Origin of the sequence: uncultured Campylobacter sp., assembly GCF_938040115.1 — a bacterium.
Taxonomy (GTDB): domain Bacteria; phylum Campylobacterota; class Campylobacteria; order Campylobacterales; family Campylobacteraceae; genus Campylobacter_A.
In genome coordinates this window covers 1-16,179 of sequence record NZ_CALHXD010000049.1, presented here as the reverse complement: position 1 = coordinate 16,179, position 16,179 = coordinate 1, and the positions used below count along the sequence as shown (strand labels likewise).

Annotated in this window: 13 protein-coding genes; 4 read left to right on the top strand and 9 right to left on the bottom strand. The window is 48.2% G+C overall.

Translation table 11 applies throughout. The annotated features are described in order from the left end of the window. The first annotated feature begins 532 nt into the window (after positions 1 to 532). On the top strand, positions 533 to 1,531 hold the full coding sequence (tsaD, locus tag Q0314_RS02020) for a tRNA (adenosine(37)-N6)-threonylcarbamoyltransferase complex transferase subunit TsaD (RefSeq protein ID WP_298055954.1): 999 nt from the start codon (positions 533 to 535) through the stop codon (positions 1,529 to 1,531). A gap of 167 nt (positions 1,532 to 1,698) precedes the next feature. Here tsaD and Q0314_RS02015 read toward each other — a convergent pair whose 3' ends face one another. The 7 genes from Q0314_RS02015 to Q0314_RS01985 all read right to left on the bottom strand — a co-directional run bounded on the left by Q0314_RS02015 (position 1,699) and on the right by Q0314_RS01985 (position 8,316). Then, positions 1,699 to 2,229, bottom strand: coding sequence for a hypothetical protein (locus Q0314_RS02015; RefSeq protein WP_298055952.1), 531 nt, complete (start codon positions 2,227 to 2,229; stop codon positions 1,699 to 1,701). Between the two features lie 171 nt (positions 2,230 to 2,400). Beyond that, a complete protein-coding gene (locus Q0314_RS02010; protein ID WP_298055950.1) occupies positions 2,401 to 3,273 on the bottom strand; it encodes a 3'(2'),5'-bisphosphate nucleotidase CysQ in 873 nt (290 codons plus the stop codon). Positions 3,274 to 3,550: 277 nt separating this feature from the next. Then, positions 3,551 to 4,825, bottom strand: a complete 1,275-nt coding sequence (locus Q0314_RS02005; RefSeq protein WP_298055947.1) for a citrate synthase — start codon at positions 4,823 to 4,825, stop codon at positions 3,551 to 3,553. Continuing rightward, the gene (locus tag Q0314_RS02000; protein ID WP_298055945.1) at positions 4,822 to 5,994 is read right to left on the bottom strand and encodes a cation:proton antiporter; all 1,173 of its coding nucleotides are present in this window, start codon (positions 5,992 to 5,994) and stop codon (positions 4,822 to 4,824) included. The genes Q0314_RS02005 and Q0314_RS02000 overlap by 4 nt, the downstream gene beginning before the upstream one ends. 167 nt (positions 5,995 to 6,161) lie before the next feature. Further along, complete coding sequence (locus Q0314_RS01995; protein WP_039895124.1) at positions 6,162 to 6,503, bottom strand: hypothetical protein; 342 nt, start codon at positions 6,501 to 6,503, stop codon at positions 6,162 to 6,164. Further along, entirely contained in the window at positions 6,472 to 7,839 is a 1,368-nt protein-coding gene (locus tag Q0314_RS01990) for an anthranilate synthase component I family protein (protein WP_298055941.1), read from the bottom strand. Before Q0314_RS01990 ends, Q0314_RS01995 begins: the two co-directional genes overlap by 32 nt. A gap of 48 nt (positions 7,840 to 7,887) precedes the next feature. Then, on the bottom strand, positions 7,888 to 8,316 hold the full coding sequence (locus tag Q0314_RS01985) for a DUF302 domain-containing protein (protein WP_298055938.1): 429 nt from the start codon (positions 8,314 to 8,316) through the stop codon (positions 7,888 to 7,890). Positions 8,317 to 8,393: 77 nt separating this feature from the next. Between Q0314_RS01985 and Q0314_RS01980 the strand changes: the two genes are divergently transcribed. Then, positions 8,394 to 9,146, top strand: a complete 753-nt coding sequence (locus tag Q0314_RS01980; protein ID WP_298055935.1) for a sulfite exporter TauE/SafE family protein — start codon at positions 8,394 to 8,396, stop codon at positions 9,144 to 9,146. A 135-nt stretch (positions 9,147 to 9,281) separates the two neighbouring features. Here Q0314_RS01980 and Q0314_RS01975 read toward each other — a convergent pair whose 3' ends face one another. Both Q0314_RS01975 and Q0314_RS01970 read right to left on the bottom strand, forming a co-directional pair. Then, positions 9,282 to 10,865: a class I SAM-dependent methyltransferase gene (locus Q0314_RS01975; RefSeq protein WP_298055933.1), complete on the bottom strand. Its 1,584-nt coding sequence runs from the start codon at positions 10,863 to 10,865 to the stop codon at positions 9,282 to 9,284. A gap of 92 nt (positions 10,866 to 10,957) precedes the next feature. Further along, the gene (locus Q0314_RS01970; RefSeq protein ID WP_298055931.1) at positions 10,958 to 12,616 is read right to left on the bottom strand and encodes a DASS family sodium-coupled anion symporter; all 1,659 of its coding nucleotides are present in this window, start codon (positions 12,614 to 12,616) and stop codon (positions 10,958 to 10,960) included. A 175-nt stretch (positions 12,617 to 12,791) separates the two neighbouring features. On the opposite strand from Q0314_RS01970, the gene uvrA reads away from it, so the two are divergent. Both uvrA and Q0314_RS01960 read left to right on the top strand, forming a co-directional pair. Further along, on the top strand, positions 12,792 to 15,647 hold the full coding sequence (gene uvrA, locus Q0314_RS01965) for an excinuclease ABC subunit UvrA (RefSeq protein WP_298055928.1): 2,856 nt from the start codon (positions 12,792 to 12,794) through the stop codon (positions 15,645 to 15,647). A gap of 115 nt (positions 15,648 to 15,762) precedes the next feature. After that, positions 15,763 to 16,179 (top strand): pyrimidine dimer DNA glycosylase/endonuclease V (locus Q0314_RS01960; protein WP_298055926.1); only part of this gene is annotated, 417 nt, incomplete at its 3' end.

The window sequence follows — 16,179 nt, the reverse complement described above, 5'->3', positions numbered from 1 at the left end:
AAATTTAACTTCAAATTTTTACTCACCGAGACCCGCATCTTGAAAACGTGAATTTAAAAACGTGCGGCGCGTAAGCGCTATCGCACCCCTTGAACGTGCAGTGGGGTTAGAGAGGGTTTGGGAGAGGAAGGGGCGACGCTTCGTAAGTAGAACCCCTTCCTCTCCCTAAAAAAGAGAAAGGCGGATATAAAAGGAGCTCTTTTGCTTCGGCTTTGCCTCGCAACTGCAAAGCAGAGCGTAATTCAAGCCCCTTCCCCCTTAACAAGAAAGGCTGATTTGCGCAAAAAGCTAATGCACAAAACCAAATTTAGTACCTTAAAGGTGCTGGTCTCGGTGCGTCAAATTTGGATTCAAATTTATTCAAATTCGGTTTCGTCGCAAATTTACGGCAAGCGATTTGCGCGTGTATTTTGCCGCTATTGCCAAAAAGCGAGTCGAATTTATAACCGCGAAAGCAAAAAGCGGTAAAATGCGCTAAAAAAGGAAAATTTACAAAATGAGCGAAAATTTACGAAATAGCAGTGCTGGCGGGCTGATTTTGGGTATAGAAAGCAGTTGCGACGATAGCTCGGTAGCACTACTAGACATCGAGACGCTGGAGCTAAAATTTCACAAAAAAATCTCGCAAGATGCCGAGCACTGCGCGTTTGGCGGAGTGGTGCCGGAGCTAGCCGCGCGCTTGCATACGGCTGCGCTGCCTAAAATTTTGGAGCAGATCAAAGCAGAACTACCCCGCGTAAAAGCCGTCGCCGTCACAAATGAGCCGGGGCTCTCCGTGAGCCTAGTTGGTGGCGTCGCGATGGCAAAGGCGCTCGCCTCGTCGCTGCGCGTGCCGCTGATCGCGGTAAATCACCTCGCCGGGCACGTTTATTCGCTATTTTTGTCGCAGGAGGCGCGGCTACCCGCGGGCGTGCTGCTAGTTAGCGGCGGGCATACGATGGTGCTAGATATCGGCGTGGACGGGGCCGTGAGCGTGCTAGCTGCGACGATGGACGATAGCTTCGGCGAGAGCTTTGACAAGGTCGCAAAGATGCTGGGGCTCGGCTACCCCGGCGGCGTAGCGGTCGAAAAGGCGGCAAAAAGCGGGCACGAGAGGTTTAAATTTACCGTGCCGCTACTTGGCGACGCGCGCACGGCGTATAGCTTCTCGGGGCTCAAAAATCAGGTTCGCGTCGAAACCGAAAAGCTCGCCGAAAGCGGTAATCTGGGCGCACAGGAGATCGCGGATATCTGCTTTGCCTTTGAAAATACGGCTTGCAAGCACATTTTAAACAAGCTAGAAAAGATCTTTGCCCAGCGTAAATTTGAGCGATTCGGCGTCGTGGGCGGAGCGAGCGCGAATCTAAATTTGCGCTCTCGTCTAAAGGCTCTATGCGATAAATACGGCTGCGAGCTCATCTGTGCGCCGCTGGAGTTTTGCTCCGATAACGCCGCGATGGTCGCACGCGCGGGACGTGAAAAGTACCTGCGCGGCGAGTTTGCGGGGCTTGATCTGCAGGCTAGTCCTAGAAGCGAGCTAACGAGGATTTAGATTCGGCTTTTGGCCGAAAATTGCTTTTTAGCTCAAATTTGGCGATTATTACCCCAAATTTAGCTTTTTGTGGCGCTGTTGCGAGCGGGCGAGCATAAAGCACGGCAAATCTAAATTTGGCGTGATGAGTTAAAAGCGCCAAATTTATAGAATCTAAAATCGTTTCGCTAAAAAAATACCGCGACAATCGCCGCAAACGCTAAGACTGAATAAATTAAGATTTTGTCTATGTTTATTTTTGCGCCGGCTTTTCGCTCGTAAAATATGCTTAATTTGTATTCCGAGCTCTTAAGTGTGCGCCATGCTGCAAAAATCGCCATCACCAAAAGTAGCGAGCAAAATTCTCGCGGCGGCAAACCTCTAAAATCCTCCAAAAATAAAATGGTCGCAAAAAACGCCGCCAAGCAAAACAGCATAAAAAATATCCAGCTCAAAGCGATGAAAAATACGGCGTCCATTTTGCAATCTATGCCGTGATTTTTATATGCTGCGATCCTAAAGCCGATATAAACGGCAAGCAATGCGCAAGATAGTATCATAAGCGGGTTAAATAGCGCAGAAAACGTCATTTGGCTCGTCTGCGCACCCAAGATAGACGCCATGGGTGCAAAAGTAACGAAGGCGCAAAAGTAAAAAAGGATAAATAAAATTCTAGCCTGGAAAATGACGCTAAGAACTGATTTTATGATTTTTAACAATTGTTTCCTTTAAACGTTTGGCGACTTAGGTCTTGAAATTTGACTACGATTTTAGCTAAATTTTAAATGAAATTTATCGATTCTCGTCTAGCAGGTCTTAAATTCGGCGTTGCTATACAATGTACTTACTTCAGCCGTTTAAATTTGAAATGCGGCGAGTCGCCTTTTGGTTTATAAATTTAGCTCTTTTATCGCTCGTAAAATTTCATCCTTGCGGCCTAAAAAATCCTTTGCGATGACGATAAACTCGTTATTTTTTAGCGAGGCTGCGTCGTAGATCGGCGCTTTTAGCGTCGCTAGATCGATCATCTTTGCGCCCGCGCCCGCAGCGATCATCTCGCCCGCGGCGTTGTCCCAGATGGAGCTTGGCGAGTAGCGCATATAGGCACCCGCGAGATTTTCGGCGATGCGGCAGTATTTGATCGCCGAGCTTAGTCGAGCGATGTCCAAATTTAGCGCGCTTGCGAGCTTGCCGGCCGTTACGTTTTTGCCGCGTTTGCCGCTGATTATCGTTTGCGGTGCATGCTCTTTTGCGGCTAGAGTTTGCGGGATAAACGCGCCGTTTTTATAAAGCTCTTTTTGCGTTCGTCCGCCCTTTGCCGCGCTATAAATTTCGCCGGTAACGGGCACGTAGATGACGCCAAGAATCGGGCGACCGTCTTCTATGAGCGCGATGCAGACGCAAAACTCGCCGCTGCCCTCGATAAAATCCTTCGTGCCGTCTAGCGGATCGATGAGCCAAAACGTCCTCGTGCTCTCGACCAAAATCTTTTCCTCCGAGCAAATTTGGATTTGCGAGCTTTTTAGCGTTTCAAATATGGCAGCGTTTGCCGCAAGATCGGCTGAGGTCACGGGCGAATGATCGGTTTTTAAATTTACCTCGAAATCCCGGCTGTTTTGGCTGCGTGCGCTTTCTGGTAAAGTCGAACGAGCTGCTAAAATATCGTCGTCAAAGCCCTTGTGGGCGTAAAATTTCATTATCTCGTCGCCTGCTTTTATGGCCGCAAGCTTGGCTAGGTTTAATAATTCGTTTAAATTTTGCATTTTGGTTTCTTTTTTAGCGGCTCGTCTTTTGAGCGCTTTTTGTGGAGTTTGCCAAAATTTTGCTCGGCAGACTACATGTCTAGCCTACGCAAAATTTTCGCTGCACAACCCCAAAAATCACCTCAAAATACTTCGCCTTGTCGTTTTGTGTTCAAATTTAAAGTCAAATTTGCGAATTTGAGTTGCCCAGACCCGCACTTTGAAAATATAAATTTTACTTTAACTTAAATAGTTAAGGCGACGTATGGCGGAAAAAGACAAGCCGCCAAATTTAAAATTATTTCGGCGTTCTGTTTGTCTCGCCCACGTACAGTTGTCTTGGACGGACTATCTTGATACTCTCCTGTTCTTTTAGCTCTATCCACTGGCTGATCCAGCCCGGGATCCTGCCGATGACGAAAATAACCGCAAACATATCGTTTGGTATGCTAAGGGCTTTTAAAATCAGTCCCGAGTAAAAATCGACGTTCGGGTAGAGGTTGCGCGAGATGAAATATTCGTCGTTTAGCGCGATCTCCTCGATCTTTTTGGCGATTTTTAGAAGCTCGGTGTTTATGCCGATCTCGTCAAACAGCTGGTCGCACATAGATTTTAGCACCTTGGCGCGCGGATCGAAGTTTTTATACACGCGGTGACCAAAGCCCATCAGCCTAAACGGATCGTTTTTGTCCTTGGCGCGGGCGATGTATTTATCGACGTTTTCGACCGAGCCGATCTGCTCTAGCTGGCGGATGACGCCTTCGTTTGCGCCACCGTGAGCCCAGCCCCATAGCGCTCCGATACCTGCGGCGATACACGCGTACGGGTGCGCGTGCGTCGAGCCTACCGTGCGTACGGTCGTCGTGGAGGCGTTTTGCTCGTGATCGGCGTGCAGCATAAAGACCGTATCTAGCGCCTTGACCTCGATCGGGCGCAAATTTACGTGCTCGTACGGGTAGCTCCTCATCATGTAGAGGAAATTTTCCGTAAAGCCGCGGTCTAAATTTGGATAAATGATCGGCAGTCCGCGCGAAAATCTATAAGAAAACGCCGCGATGGTCGGGATTTTGGCGATTATTCGCATCGCCATCTCGTGGTACTCCTCCGGCTTGTCCATATTTAGGTGATCGGAGTAAAAGGCCGAGAGCGCCGCTACTGCCGCCTGCAGGATCGCCATCGGGTGCGCCTTATCCGGAAAGGCGTCAAAGAGCTTCATCATGCCCTCGTGGATGAAACTGCGCTTTTTGAGCTCGAGTTTAAATTCGTCGTATTGCTTTTTGTTCGGTAGCTCTTTATTTAGCAGCAGATACGCCACGTCGATGAAGGTTTTGTTTTCCGCTAGATACGCGATATCGTAGCCGCGGTACATCAGCTCGCCTTTTAGCCCGTCGATATAAGTGATGCTAGAGCGGCACATCGCCGTCGAGGTATATCCGCGGTCAAACGTAAACATCCCCGTATCGCTAAAAAAGGTCGAGATATCGATGACGTCGGGCCCCATCGTACCGTGCAGTATCGGAAAGTCGTAGCTTTTGCCGTTTCTGTTGTCTGTTAACGTAACCGTATCGCTCATTTTGGCTCCTTTTGCAAATTTTTATTTTCGTAGCTCATTAGAATTTTGATACAAATCGTTACTATTATAGCCTGAGTTAGGCTCGCTAGTATGAAAGAGAAGTAAAAATTTTCATTTATACCACCTGATTTGTAGGCTATGGTAGCAACCGCGATAAGAAGCGTTAGCGGCATCGAGTGTGATAGCGCAAAAAGGACGGTATTTTTTAGCCCTAGGATGTTTAAAAACACCGTGCTAGCCGCTAGCCTAAAGCCTATCATGACGCCAGTTATCAGCGCCGCGTCGCGCACGACTCCGTCTATCATAAAGGCGTTAAGCTTAAACGTCGAGCCGATATGCACGAAAAATGTCGGCACCAAAAAGCCAAAGCCAAAGCTAGCAAGCTTGTGCGGAAGGTCTTTTTTGTGATCGAAAAATGTCGCGATAAAGGTCCCCGCCACAAACGCGCCGAAAGCTATCTCTAAATTTAAATAAAGCATAAGCGCGATGATGCCAAAAAACAGCGCCATACACAGGCGGATGTCTTTTTCGGAGTTGTCGTAGTGGGGCATCAGGATGACGCGTAGCTGCGGATACCACCAAAACAGCACGTTTAGCGTCTTGTACCCGATCACCGCCGCGGCTAAAAATCCGCTCAAATATATGATCGAAAACGCCAGCTCGCTACCCGCGCCAAATTTCATATACGCGCCGACGAAGGTTAGTAGCGTGATGCTCACGACCTCGCCGATCGAGCCGATGAGCATGCCGATATTTAGCCACGCCTCGTTTTTGCCGTACTCCTTAAACAGCGTAAATATCATACCCACGGCCATCAGCGGCATGATGAGGATAAAAAGGCGGTTTAGATCAAACGAAAACGTCAGCAGCGCCGAGAGTAGGTAGAGTATCGCCAGATAGACGACGCCCGTTTTTAGGATCTTTTTATCTATCGTGAAAAATAGCTTGAGATCGACCTCCGTGCCCGCTAAAAACATGAGGTAGAAAAAGCCGACTTCGCTCACGATTTTAAACATCTCGTTGTGCCCGATAAAGCCCAAATACCCGGCTACCGAACCCAAAATAATCTCCACCGGCGCGATAGGGATGCGTAAAATTTTAGAAAAATACGGCGACGTAAAGATGATAAAAGCTAGCGCGATGAGGATATTTAGCCCGTTTGCCTGCAAGAAAGTCCTTTGTAAATGGGGGATTATAACCTAAGGTTTTTTATTCTTTGATAAATTTGACTTGCTGGGGCTTGTCTCGCGAGCGCTTTTTGCGGATTTCGTTAAAATTTGACTCGATAGGCTATATGCCTTATCTTCGTCAAATTTTAACTTCAAAACCCCAAAAATCATCTCACGATACTTCGTCTTAACTTTTTACTTTCAAATTTGAAGTCAAATTTGCAAATTTTACCCACCGAGACCCGCATCTTGAAAATATCAAAATTTGAAAAACTTACTTTCTGTAAAACTGAATTTTTGGGAGAGGAAGAGGTTCTACTTACGGTCTGCTTGCAGCTACAAACAAAGTGAAGTAGAGCGTCGCCTTCCTTTACTTCGCGTTTTGCGCTCGTAACTGTCGGAGGCAGACCCTCTCCCAAGCCCTCTCTAACCCCACTGCACGTGAGAGGTTGCTGCACTACGTGCAGGTCAAATTTCTCAAATTTCCATTGCATTTTTCGCAAATACATTTAGCACCGAGGCGCGTTTTTTGCAAATCTCTTTATATTCGTATTCGGGAACGCTATCTATCACGATGCCGGCTCCCGCCTGCACGAAAATTTCGGCGAAATTTTCCCCGAGCTCTCCGCTTTTTAAATTTGACTCGTTTGCGCCGTCAAGGTGCGGGTCATGCCCGCTAGCGTCAAATTTGCCGTCAAATTTACGCACAAATATCGCGCTTCTAATTAAAATCGCCATTTGCGCGTCGCCGTTAAAGTGGAAAAATCCGATGCCGCCGCCGTAGGCGTTGCGCCTATAGGGCTCAAGCTCGGCGATGATCTCCATGGCGCGGATCTTGGGCGTGCCGCTGAGCGTACCTGCGGGGAAGATGCTGCCGACCGCGTCAAATGCATCCAGATCGTCCGCCTTCGCGCCGTAGACGTCGGAGACTATGTGCATCACGCTCTCGTAGCGCACGATGCGCATGGCGTTTTTGACTGCGACGCTTTTTGGCTTGCTGACGCGGCCGATGTCGTTGCGAGCGAGGTCGATGAGCATTTTGTGCTCGGCTAGCTCTTTTTCGTCGCTTAGCAGTTCGCGCTCGAGCGCAGCGTCCTCCATCGCGTCCCTGCCGCGTCCGCGCGTGCCGGCTATGGGCGCGACGTAGATTTTGCCCTCTTTGATCTCGCAGACTAGCTCTGGGCTAGAGCCCGCGACGTCGCCGTACGGGGTCGGGAAGTGAAACATATAAGGGCTCGGATTTGCCTCGCTCAGCGCTCGGTAAAAGTCAAGACTATCCATATCCGAGGCTAGTTTTAGCTGTTCGCTTAGTACGACTTGAAAGACGTCGCCGCTTTTTAGATACTCTTTGGCGCGTTCGGCGATACTCAGGAAATGCTCTTTTTCGCCGTCTAAATCGGTTAAAATTTTATATTTGCTCTGTCTTTTTGCACGCTGTTCCTTGGCGGCCGCTTCGTCGTCTGCGCTAAATTTAACGAGGAAATCATAATACCGCTCGCGGTCGCCGTAAAAGCTGTAAATTTTGCTATTTTTATCAAAGTGCAGGTAGGCGCGGGCGTTAGCATAGAAAAAGTCGGGGAAATCGTACTGGGACGCGTTAAATTCGGGGATCTTTTCAAAATATTTTATCCCGCCGTAGCCTAGCACTCCAAACAGTCCCGCAAAAGGGGCGCCCGATTTTTGAGCTTTAAAATAGCTCTTAAGTCCCGCAAAATCGGTCTGTTCGCTGCTAATGTACTCGCAGTCGATGCCGACTATGGTCTGCGTCGTGTCCTCGGCGAGGTAGGAGTTAGCAAATCTCTCGCGGATCTTTTCGTAATAAAAAACTGGGCTCAAAAGTAACATAAAACATCCTTTAATGAGCGTCGATTATATAAAAATTAAGCTTAATTTTCATTTGACGGCGGCGTCAAAAAGCTCGCGCTCTAGCCTTTGCGCCGCGTCTAGGGCGGGGCAACCCGAAACGCCGTATCTGGCCGCGATGCTTTTTATATCCTCAAAGCTCACGACCGTTTTGCCCTCTCTTTTTTGAAATAAAAACTTAAACGGAAGCTCCAGCGCGAGGCTTGGCTCGCACTCTATTAACGGCGCAAGTACGCCCGGCGCGCCGAAAATCACAGTGACCGACGGCGTCAAATTTACTCCCGTTTGCGCGGCGAAAACGTGATGAGGCACTACGGCAAATTCGCTAATATCCTTCATATCAAGCAGTCTTTGAAATCTCTTAACCGCGGCTTCTAGCTCTAGCTCGCTTTGACCTGCCGTGACGCCGGCAAAGGCCAAATTTAACCCCGCAAAAATCATCAAAAACAATCTTTTCAATAATTTTCCTTTTTTAAATTTTAAAATTAATTTTACCCAAAAACGGCTAAAATCGGATTTTACTTTAAGGCGAGATTATGGAAATTTTATCGGTTGCATCGATCGGCTACGTGTGTTTGGGACTTTTTGTCGGCTTTTTGTCTGGTTTTTTGGGCATCGGAGGCGGCGCGGCGGCCGTGCCGATACTCGTATTTTTGGGCTTTGACGTCAAATACGCAATCGGCGTGAGCGTCCTTCAGATGGTGTTTAGCTCTGTTTACGGCTCGCTTTTAAATATAAAAAACAAAAACGTCGATCTAAAGCCTGCTTTGGTGCTAGGTATCGGCGGCTTTTGCGGGGCGAGCGCGAGCGGATTTATAGTGGCGAGCGTACCATCTAAATTTTTGCTTCTTACGCTTATCTGCATTCAAACTTTTAACGTTATTAAGCTGTTTTTTAAAAATCCTGAGCCAAAAGGCGCGCACAATCCCTCTCTCGTTCCGCTTTTTTTCGTCGGGCTTTTTGTTGGTATAGTAGCGATTAGCGTGGGTATCGGCGGCTCGGTCATAATCATGCCGGTTTTGATAAATTTCTTAAACTACGACATAAAAAAGGCGATCAGCACGGGACTGTTTTTTGTGATATTTTCGTCGATTTCGGGCTTTATCAGCCTCGCCTCGCAAGGGCTCGTGCAGTACGAGGTCGGCGTTTTAGTCGGTATCGGCTCGCTTATAAGTGTGAGATTTGGCGTAGCCTTGGCGCAAAAGATCGACCGCACCGTCCAAAAAAGATGTTTACTTGCGCTCATCTGTACGACGTTAATTATAATGATAAATAAGCTTTTTGCTTAAATTTGACCGCATCCGTTTAAACAAAATTGTCAAATTTAGTAGTCGAAATGCGCCTTGCAAATTTAAGACAATATGGTTAAATTTATGGAAAGCATGGGAGCGAGCTAAATTTATCGCACTCGCTCCCAAGAAAAATCAGAAATTTTCTAAAAATCCGCCGTCGCTTAGTTTTAGCTCGAGATCCTTTACGTACTCTTCGGCCGCCTTTTGGTATTCGTTTTTGCTGACGGTTTTTATCGTTTCACTGTTTTTGCCGGTAAACTCCAGATTCCTTTCGCGTGCAAATTTTACCGTTTGTTTTACGATATTTTCGAGCGAGTTTTCGCCGTTAAATTTAAGCGCGATAAATGCGTCAAACTGTGAAAAATTTGCCGGTACGTTTAGTTCGTCGGCGATCTTTATCACGGGTTCGTCTGCGGCGCTGAAATACTCAAAATACCCACGCGCTCGCTCTTTTAGGCGACTCTTGCCAACTTCATAAGCAATTTTCGGACGCTCGTAGGTCGTTAGCTTGGCGCAGTCTACGGCTAAAATTTCCATAAAGCCGAAGTATGCCGATTTTACGGCGTTTTCGTCATCTTTTAAAAGCGCTGCGACATCGGCGAAATTTACGCTTGCTGGGCATACGTCGTTAAAGACTTGATAAAGCCAGTCGTACTCAGGCTTCATCGCGATATTTTTGATGTTTAGGTAGCCGTTTTTCGTTTTGCTAAAGTCTGCCGATATATGCAGCTTGCAAAGTTCGTCCACGCCGATATTTACGCTAAAGTCGTTTGGAACGAGCTCTTTGTGCACTATCATACTGCGTCTGAAAATATTATTGGTTAAAAAATCAAGCATCTGCTCTTTTTCGATACGCGAGCTGAAATTTGCGTCTATATACGAGTCAAACTCTTCCAGTCCCAAATTTGACTGAAAAACGTCCTCAAGCCCGACCTCGGCAAGATAGGCGAGATCGTTTTTTTCTAAACTGTCCGCAAAATCTTTAAAATAAATCGGATTATTAAAAGCCTCCAAATACTCGTGCGCTATGTATGAGTCGTTCATCGTTAGAATATAATCAATATGAAATTTCAGACTTTCGAAATTTACGAAAATTTGACTCGCATTACCGTCTTTTTGGCAAAATTTGGCGTATTCTCCAAGCACCTTTAAAAGTTCCCTTGCTTTGGCTACTTTTGCAGCTTCTCCTTTTATATCCTTGGTGCCAAAAATCAGACAATCCCTGATCGTATCTTTGATCTTCCAGCCCGGGTAGACGTTGTAGCTCACGTACGCCACGCCGTTTGGGCTCAAAAATCGCTTGATGGTTTTTAGGATCGCGTCCTTTACCATATCGGGCACCCAACTATAAACGCCGTGGCAGATGATGTAGTCAAATTTGCCGTAATCTCTCACGTCCGCATCCGTAAAATCGCAGATATCTTTTGCTTTAAATTCGATATTATCCACGCGCATTTGTGCGGCTAGCTCTTTGGCTTTATTTATCTGCACTTCGCTTAGGTCTATGCCTAGTACCTTTGCCTGCGGATTTGCGATAGCAAAAGGAAATAAATTTCCGCCGTAGCTGCAACCGATTTCTAGCACTTTAGCTGTTTTGGACGGCGGCGGAGTTAGCGATAAAAACGAAGCCAAAGCCTCAAGCCGCGCAGGCGAAGTGCCGGGGAAGGCAGCCGAGATATATGGAAGCTCGTCGTAGGATTTTTGGATGTTGTTCATTTTGTAGCCTTAGGTTAAAATATTTTTACGATGATACAGCAACGCCTATTAAATAAGGGTAAATTCGGGCGGTCGCAACAGCCCGAATTTGATTAAAATTTAAGTCCGAAAACGGCCGAAGCGATAAAGACGACGGTCGCCGTGATGAGAAAAATACCGATGATATTTAGCCAGATTCCGGCCTTTATCATCGAGCTGATTTTTACGTAGCCAGAGCCGTATGCGATGGCGTTTGGCGGCGTGGCGACGGGCAGCATAAATGCAAACGTAGCCGCCATAGCGACCGGGATCGTAAATAGCATCACGTTTGCGCCGGTATAGCCAAGCCCCGCGCTAACGCCTGCGATGACGGGCAAAAAGGCCGCTGCGGTAGCGGTGTTTGACGTGATCTCGGTGAGGAAAATGACGAGCGTTACGACGGCCATGATGATTGCCGCGATAGGCAGTGTGCCGAGTGCCGAGACCTGATGTCCGATCCAAAGCGACAGCCCACTACTGCTAAACTGCGCTGATAGCGACAAACCGCCGCCAAAGAGTATGAGGATATCCCACGGCAGCTTTTTGGCGCTGTCCCAGTCGATGAGACGCTCGCCGCTTTTGTTTGCGGGCACGATAAATAGCAAAATCGCCGTACTCATGGCGATTATGGCGTCTAGGCTGGCGATTTTTACGTCAAAAGACTTTAGGATAAAACCTAACGATATCCAGCATGTAGCCGCTGCTATAAAGATGACTCCGACAAGCTTTTCTGGCGTGGTTATGGGTCCTAGTTTATCTAGCTCGTCTTGGATCACTTTTTTGCCGTTTGGTATCTCGCCGATTTCTGGCTTAAAGAGTACGTAGGTGAGCAAAAACCAGCACGCCGCAAGCATAACGACGCTAAGCGGTACGCCGACTAACATCCACTCAAAAAAGCCGATCTCGATGCCAAATTCGTTTTTCATGTATGCGACTAACAGAGCGTTTGGCGGAGTGCCGATAATGGTGCCCACTGAGCCGATCGAGGCGGCGTAGGCGATGCCTAGCATCAGCGAGATACCGAAATTTGAGCTAAAAGTGCTCGTTTTTTCTTTTATCTCTTTTGCGATGTCGCGGCCTTTGTGAAATACCGTATTCATAAAGCCGCCTTGCACGCCTTTGCGTGAAATTTCGTCCAAATTTGCCACGTCCTCGATCGCCGTAAACGTCCACTTCTGTGTCGTTAGGCGCCCGACTAGGTGTAGTACGCTAAGGCCCACAGGTAGCATCATTATCGCGGTTGCGGTGTTGCTCACCCACATGGATAAAAACCCCGTCGCCACCATAAACCCCGCCACCAGCCGTCTCGGGCTCGTGCCTACTAAAAGCACGATAGCAAGGGCGATTCTGGTGTGCAGATTCCACCTTTGCATAGCAAGGGCTAGCACAAAGCCGCCCATAAAAAGATAGATCGTGTCCGAAGCATACGGCGCCGCGACAACCTTAAACGCATCGACGCCAAGCACCGGAAAAGCCACCATCGGTACCAGTGCGGTTGCGGGCAGGGCGATGGCCTCGGTCATCCACCACGCCGCCATCAGCGCGGCTACCGCGGCGACGACTGGCATAGCTTCTACGTGCAGCTTTTTGCCCTTGGCCGCCGCTAGGGCGATGTCTCCTGCGTTTGCGGGGAAAATTTTATAAACCCAAATCGCTAGCAAAACGCCTAGCACCAGCCCGATGAGCTCGACTCGGTTTGTTCTTCTGTCTATAGGAATGTTTGGATTTGCCATGATAACTCCTATGCTTGGGATAATTTATAATACATCCAAAAAGCTTATAGCTTAAAAAATTCTTTTACTTTAAAATTGATTTTTTACTAAAGTGTTGATAAAAGTAACAACGATTTTAGTTAAAGCGATTTTGGGTATAATGACGGGTTAAAAATTTAAAATCACGGAAGCGAAAATGAACGCAAACGACACCATAAAAATCACGGGCGCGCGCGAGCACAACCTGAAAAATTTAAACCTCGAAATCCCAAAAAACAAGCTCGTAGTTTTCACCGGACTTAGCGGCAGCGGCAAGAGCACGCTAGCGTTTGACACGCTTTACGCCGAGGGGCAGCGCAGATATATGGAGAGCCTTAGTAGCTACGCCAGACAGTTTCTAGACCGCGTAGGCAAGCCCGACGTAGATAAGATCGAAGGTCTCACGCCCGCCATCGCGATAGATCAAAAAACCACGTCCAAAAACCCGCGATCGACTGTGGGCACGATAACGGAAATTTATGACTATCTGCGCCTTCTTTATGCTCGTATCGGTATCCAGCACTGCCACAAGTGCGGCAAACCGATCTCTAAAATGTCGGCTAGCGACATCATAAACGAGATCCAAAAGTTGCCCCAGGGCGCCAAAGTCGTCATCTACGCTCCGCTAGTGCGCGAGAAAAAGGGCACGTGGGCGGACCTGATCGAAAATTTACGCGGCAAAGGCTACGTGAGAGCTCAGATAGACGGCGTGCAGGTGAGATTAGACGAGGAGATCGAGCTAGCTAAAACCAAAAAACACACGATAAAGCTCATCGTAGACCGCATCGTTATAGACGCCGATAACGCGCAGCGCCTAGCCCAAGACGTAGAAAAAGCGCTCGGCGAGAGCTACGGCGAGGTCGAGATCGAGATCGCAAATGCCGAAGAACTCGGGCTAAAAGAGAGTTTCATCCACTACAGCGAGCACTCGGCGTGCTTTGATTGTAAAATTTCATTTACGCCGCTTGAGCCGCTTAGCTTTAGCTTCAACTCCCCAAAAGGCGCGTGCGAGAGGTGCGACGGCCTTGGTATCAGATATAGCCTGGATCTAACCAAAGTGATCGACGAGGAAAAAAGCATCGAAGGCGGCGCGATAAAGCTGCTTTACGGCTACAACATGAGTTATTATTATAAATTTTTACTAGCTTTTTGCGAGCAAAACGGCATCGACGTCAAGCGCCCTTACTGCGAGCTTAGCGAGGATGAAAAGCGCCTCGTGCTCTACGGCAACGTAAAAGAGGTCGAGTTTTTCTGGAAGAAAAACAAGCTGCTGCGCAAATTTGAAGGCGCGCTAAAAATCACGCACGGACTGCTAAAAGACTACAAGGATTTTGACGAATACATGAGCGAAAAGGTCTGCGACGACTGCGGCGGACACAGGCTAAAGCCTCAAAGCCTAGCCGTCAAGGTCGCAGGGCGCGGTATCGGCGAAATTTTAGATATGAGTATCGAAAACTGCACCGCGTTTTTCTCAGACGAGTCAAATTTTAGCTACCTTAGCGAATACGATAAAACGATCGCAAAGCCGATATTTAAGGAGATAAACGAGAGGCTGTTTTTTCTCTACGACGTGGGGCTTGGCTATCTATCGCTCGGACGCGACGCGCGCACGATCAGCGGCGGCGAAGCGCAGCGTATCAGGATCGCCAGCCAGATCGGATCGGGCCTTAGCGGCGTGATGTACGTGCTAGACGAGCCTAGCATCGGTCTGCACGAGCGCGATACGCTAAAGCTCATCAAAACCCTGCGAAATTTGCAAGCCAAAGGCAACTCCGTGATCGTCGTCGAGCACGATAAAAAGACGATCGAGGAGGCCGACTACGTCGTGGATATCGGGCCCGGAGCGGGGAAATTCGGCGGGCAGATAGTTTTTGCCGGCGACGTGAAAAGCCTGCTAAGCTCAAGTACGCAAACCGCGCTTTACATAAACGGCGAAAAGGAAATCGACTACCAAAAAAACCGCAAAAGCGACACGTGGCTTGAGATCTCAAACGTAAATATCAATAATATCTCAAATTTAAGCGCTCGCTTTCCGCTGCGAAATTTAGTCGGTATCACGGGAGTTTCTGGCTCGGGTAAAAGCTCGCTCGTGCTGCAAACCCTTTTGCCCGAGGCACAGGAGCAGCTAAACCGCGCCAAAAAGGTAAAAAAGGTCGCTGGGGTAAATTTGAGCGGACTAGAAAATCTAGACAAAGTGATCTACCTCGATCAAAGCCCGATCGGCCGCACTCCGCGCAGTAATCCAGCCACCTACACGGGCGTGATGGACGAGATCAGAGGGCTTTTTGCGCAGACTAAAGAAGCCAAACTGCGAGGCTATAAAATCGGCAGGTTTAGCTTTAACGTCAAGGGTGGACGCTGCGAAAAGTGCCAAGGCGAGGGCGAGATCACGATCGAGATGCACTTTTTGCCCGACGTAAACGTCGTTTGCGACTCGTGCGGCGGCACCCGCTACAACGCGCAGACGCTAGAAATCCTCTACAAAGGCAAAAGTATCGCCGACGTGCTAAATATGAGCATCGACGAGGCGGTGGAGTTTTTTAAATCCGTGCCTAAAATCGCTAGCAAACTAACGACGCTGCAAGACGTGGGTCTAGGCTACATAACGCTAGGTCAAAACGCCGTGACGCTAAGCGGCGGCGAGGCACAGAGGGTGAAGCTGGCAAAAGAGCTCAGCCGCTCGGACACGGGAAATACGCTCTATATCCTCGACGAGCCGACTACTGGGCTGCATTTTGCCGACGTCGATAGGCTCGTGCGCGTGCTGCATCACCTGGTCGATCTTGGCAACTCGGTCTTTGTCATTGAGCACAATATGGACGTCATCAAAAACTGCGACTACATCGTCGATATGGGGCCAGAAGGCGGTGCAAAGGGCGGTAAAATCATCGCGCAGGGCAGCGTAAAAGAGGTCGCTAAAAATCACGCAAAAACGGGTAGCTACACGGGTAAATTTTTAGCCGAGGAGCTGGAAACCATGAAAAACGCGGCAAAAAAGGCGAAGAAAAAATAAAAACTTTGAGAAGTTTGAAGCGGATCAAATTTGCGGTAAAAATTTGATGATTTGCGGGCTTAACCGCGCCAAATTTGGTTAGCAAAAACCGCAATAAATTTAATGAAAGGCACAAATGAGGCTTTGGACGATAAGCCTTAAATATCTCGATGCAAAGGGGTTAGTCGCACTTTGGCGCGAGGCACTGCTAGCTAAAAACGTGCTGGCTGGGCTTACTAAAGGCTATAAAAATCACCCGCAGCTTGACCGCTTTTACGCGCATGAAAACGCACGTGAGGCGATAAACGCGTATCTGGCGGAGGTTTATGCGCACGCCTGCGCTCGCGAGTATAAATTTGACGCGGCAAAAGTAGGCGAATTTGACGAGCGAAATTTAGCCAAAATAGCCGTCTCTCGCGGGCAGATCGAGTATGAATTCGCCTTTTTGCAAGAGAAGCTAAAATCGCGCGACGTCAAGGCATACGAGCGAAATTTAAGCGTAAAAAATATAGAAATCGCGAGTATCTTTAAAGAGGTTGAGGGCGGGATAGAG